The 3,780-nt window shown below is 72.7% G+C and carries 6 protein-coding genes; 3 read left to right on the forward strand and 3 right to left on the reverse strand.

Annotated elements, in window-relative coordinates; all coding sequences use genetic code 11:
• The 3 genes from OOT08_RS09105 to OOT08_RS09115 all read left to right on the forward strand — a co-directional run.
• Window positions 1–666: hypothetical protein (locus OOT08_RS09105; protein WP_325092332.1), on the forward strand; the 666-nt coding region annotated here is incomplete at its 5' end.
• Between the two features lie 12 nt (window positions 667–678).
• Window positions 679–1,311 carry a GNAT family N-acetyltransferase gene (locus OOT08_RS09110; RefSeq protein ID WP_325092333.1) on the forward strand — a complete coding sequence of 211 codons (633 nt, stop codon included), beginning with the start codon at window positions 679–681 and terminating at the stop codon, window positions 1,309–1,311.
• 94 nt (window positions 1,312–1,405) lie between these two features.
• Complete coding sequence (locus OOT08_RS09115; RefSeq protein WP_325092334.1) at window positions 1,406–2,020, forward strand: hypothetical protein; 615 nt, start codon at window positions 1,406–1,408, stop codon at window positions 2,018–2,020.
• On the opposite strand, the gene OOT08_RS09120 is transcribed toward OOT08_RS09115, so the two are convergent.
• The 3 genes from OOT08_RS09120 to OOT08_RS09130 form a co-directional block, all read right to left on the reverse strand.
• Window positions 1,994–2,788, reverse strand: coding sequence for an NAD-dependent epimerase/dehydratase family protein (locus OOT08_RS09120; RefSeq protein ID WP_325092336.1), 795 nt, complete (start codon window positions 2,786–2,788; stop codon window positions 1,994–1,996). The two genes, OOT08_RS09115 and OOT08_RS09120, sit on opposite strands and share 27 nt — an antisense overlap.
• Before the next feature lie 49 nt (window positions 2,789–2,837).
• Entirely contained in the window at window positions 2,838–3,458 is a 621-nt protein-coding gene (locus OOT08_RS09125; protein WP_325092338.1) for a LysE family transporter, read from the reverse strand.
• Window positions 3,459–3,575: 117 nt separating this feature from the next.
• A partial coding sequence (locus tag OOT08_RS09130) for an LPXTG cell wall anchor domain-containing protein (protein ID WP_325092340.1) occupies window positions 3,576–3,780 on the reverse strand: 205 nt, incomplete at its 5' end.

Raw genomic sequence — 3,780 nt, forward strand, 5'->3', positions numbered from 1 at the left:
GTCCTGGACTGGCTGTGGGCGCCGGGCATCCTGTTCATCGTCGGCGGGCTGGCGGCGATCTGGCGGCTTCGGCTGGCCACCGATCAGGCGATCTACGTCAGCGGCTTCGGGGCGACCGGGATGAACTCGGCACTCGCGTTCAATACCGCCCTCGCGGGGATCGGCCTCGGGGGGTTTCTGATCGCCCTCGCGGCTCGTGCCCTCCCGGCGAGCCCGGCGCTGGCCGCGGGCTTCTTCGCGAGCCTGACGGGGGCCTCCCTGAGCTTCGTCGCGGCCTCGCGAATCACGTGCTCCCTCGGCTGCCCGATCCCGTTCACCCCGGGCGCGGCCTGGCAGGACGCGGTGCACGTGGCGCTCGCCTGCCTCGGCTTCGGACTCGCCCTGCTCGCCATGTTCCTCTCGATCCGCTTCGGCCGCCCCTTCTCCCGCCTGGTGCCGCCGGTGCTCGCCGGCGTCGCGCTTCCCGCGGCGACCGGGGGCATCCTCTCTCTACTCAGCCTCGCCCCCGCGCTCGGCGGCTGGCTCGAGCTCGCCGCCACGACCGTCGCCCTCGGCTGGCTCGTGCTGTTCGCGACGCTGCTCGGCGCCCGCCAGCTGCGGGCACGGCTCGACCAGGCAGCGGCCCCCGTCGCCGCTGAGCAACACGAAACACCCAGCCAACGCTGACACGCTGGGGTGGTGACCGAACGAGCCACGAGCACCCCAGCCGACCCGAGTTCCCCCGACGCCCCGAACCCCGCCGACGCCGCGCCCGCCCGAGAGACGCCCCGGCTCATCCTTCGCCCGCACCGGAGCGAGGATGCGCCTGCGCTGGCCGCGATCTGCGGTCGCCCCGAGGTGGCCCGCTTCCTCCTTGACGAGCCCTGGACCGAGGAGTTCGCCGCCACGCAGGTCGCCGAACGGCTCCCGAAGACCTCCCTGAGCGGCCCCGCCGGGGCGCTCGCGGTGGTCATCGAGCACGAGGGCCGGGTCATCGGCGATGCCCAACTCTGGCTGACCGACCGCGAGCGCGGCGTCGCCGAGATCGGCTGGGTCCTCGACCCCGCGTTCGGCGGCAAGGGCTTCGCCGGCGAGGCAGCCGCGCACCTGCTCGCGCTGGGCTTCGTCGAGCACGGCCTGCACCGCATCGCCGCCCAGATGGACGCACGAAACACCGCCTCTGCGCGGCTCGCCGAGCGCCTGGGGATGACCCGCGAGGCGCACCTGCGCCAGGACTGGTGGAGCAAGGGCGAGTGGACCGACACGGTCATCTTTGGGATGCTCGCGAGCGACCTCCCGGAGCCGCAGGCGGAGGAACCGGCCCATCGCTAGCCCCGGTCAACCAGCCCAGGCCGCCCCTTGGCGGCCCGCGCCGCACTCGCTAGGATAACGCCAGGGCCCCGCCGGGGGCGCGGACGGGGGGACCGTGAGCACACCGGAGCTGATCCAGATCCTGGTTGCCGTGCTGGGCATCACCGCGGTGGTCTACAGCTGGTGGCAATCGTCCTCGTCGCGCCTGGCCGAGCAGGCCAAGCGGCTGGCCGAGCTCGCGCGCACCCTGGAGCAGATCGGGCCGCCGGAGAACGCGGACGGCGAGCACGAACCGGAGCGGGGCCGCGAACACCGCGAGCGCGTCATCGATCTCAAGGCGCAGACCCGGGTCGCCATCGCCGGGTACTCGGAGCGCATCAAGCGCTCACACGGCTCGTGGCTCAGCGCCCTCCTGATGCTCGCGGCGTCCGTCCTGCTCCTGATCTACGCCGCCGGGAACATCAGCCGCGCCATCCGGGGCACCGCGACGCTGCCGGGCGTCGGTCTCTGGCTCGGGATTGCCGCGCTGATCGCCGCCCTGGCCCTCCTCTTCGCCGGGGCCATGACGGTCCGGCGCGTCCTGGAGTTCCGTCGGCACTGCCGCGCCGCGGGGATCAGCGTGCCGCCCCTCTGGCGAGACATCAGCGGTCTCACCGGCTCCGCTTGGGCGGTGCGCCGGGATCGGGCCGGGCGGAGCGGGGCCTCAGACGGCGCGCATCCGCTGGGTTGAGTACTCGGCGGCCGCGTAGGGGCCGCCCTGGGGCTGCTCCGCGGGATACGCCGCGGCCTCGCCGTGCGCTGCGGCGTCATCGCGTGGCACGAAGCCCGTCTTGTTGGCCTCGTCGAGGCTCCACCAGCGCGCGGAGTTGTGGGACACCCCGTAGAAGACGGCGTGCTGCCGAGGCGTGTGCATCGCGGCGTCGAAGGCGCGGAGGGCATCGGCCGGGCTGAGCCAGGTGCTCATCTCGCGCGGTGAGCCGGGGGCGGCCTCGTAGCTGCCGATCCGGATGACGATCGTGCTGAGAGCGAACTTATCGACGTAGAGCCGACAGAGCGCCTCCCCGGCGACTTTCGAGGCCCCGTAGAAGCCGTCGGGCCGCGGCGGCATCGCCTCGTCAACGAGGGTGCCCGCGGGGTAATAGCCCGTCAGCCGGTTACTACTGGCAAACACGACGCGGCCGACGCCGGCGCGCCGGGCTGCTTCGAGCACGTGGTAGGTGCCGACGATGTTGACCTCCGCGAGGTCGTGGAAATCGGCCTCGTCCGGGATGCCGCCCAGGTGAATGACGCCCGCGCAGCCCGCGAAGGCGGCTTCCAGGGCGGCGAGGTCGCGCACATCGGCTGGCCAGACCCGATCCGCGTCCGACATCGGGGTGGTCTCGGCGATATCGATCGACACCAGCGCAATTCCCCGGGCATCCAGGTGCTCGCGAAGGGCGCGGCCGATGGTGCCCGCCGCCCCGGTGACGGCCCAGCGCTGTCCTCGTATGTCTTCCACAGGGCCACAGTAGCCGACGCGCGAGTCCAGCCGGTGACCGCCGGGCGGTTCAGACCACGGCGAGGACGACGCCGAGGGCGATGAAGACACCGCCGAAGGCGCGGTCCATGATCCGCCGACCCCCCGCCGAGCGCACGAGCCGGGCGAACTGGCGCGCCGCGGCGGCGAAGACGAACCACATCACGAGCACGTCGATCACGATGACCGTGCCGATGAGCACGAGGTACTGCGTCGGCAGGGGCTGATCGGCTCGGAGGAACTGCGGCAGGAACGCGAGGAAAAACAGGAGCGACTTCGGGTTCAGCAGGTTGACCCAGAAGCCGCGGGTCAGCATCCGCATCCGCGTCGCCGCGGCCGGAATCTCGGGGCCCTCCGGGGCGTCCCGGGTGCTCAGCACGATCTTTTGCGCCCCGAGGAACACGAGGTAGGCCGCCCCGGCGTAGCGGATCACGTCGAAGGCCAGGGGGGACTTCGCCACGAGGAGGCCGATCCCGGCCCCCACCACGAGGATGTGCACGATCAGGGCGAGCTGCAGCCCGATGATCCCCCAGAGTGCCCGCCGCCAGCCCGCCGACATCGCGTTGTTCATCGTGTAGATCGCACCCGCGCCGGGGGTCAGGCTGATCATGAGCGCGGCCCCGACGAGCGCCAGCCAGAGCGATGCGCTCATCGAGGAAGGATCCGGTCGGTTCTGTTCCGTGTGCGCACCTGAAAACCCTAGCGGTCCACGGACCCCCGAGGGCACCGGCCGTTTGGCCGATGCCCTCGGGTCTTGCGCTGAGCCGGGCTATGCCCGGCGGCGAGCGCGGGCGAGCAGCAGCCCGGCCCCGAGCAGGGCGAGGATCGCTCCGAGCGCGGCCGCTCCGGGCGCGGTGCTTCCCGTCTCGGCGAGCGCGCCCCGTGTCGGATCGGCGGCCGCACCCGCCTCCGGCGCGGTCGTGGGGCCGGGCTCGTTCGGCGCGGGCTCGGACGGCTTGGGCTCGGCGGTGCCG

Source organism: Leucobacter sp. M11, assembly GCF_035726885.1.
In the GTDB taxonomy this organism is placed as follows: Bacteria; Actinomycetota; Actinomycetes; order Actinomycetales; family Microbacteriaceae; genus JAPFRB01.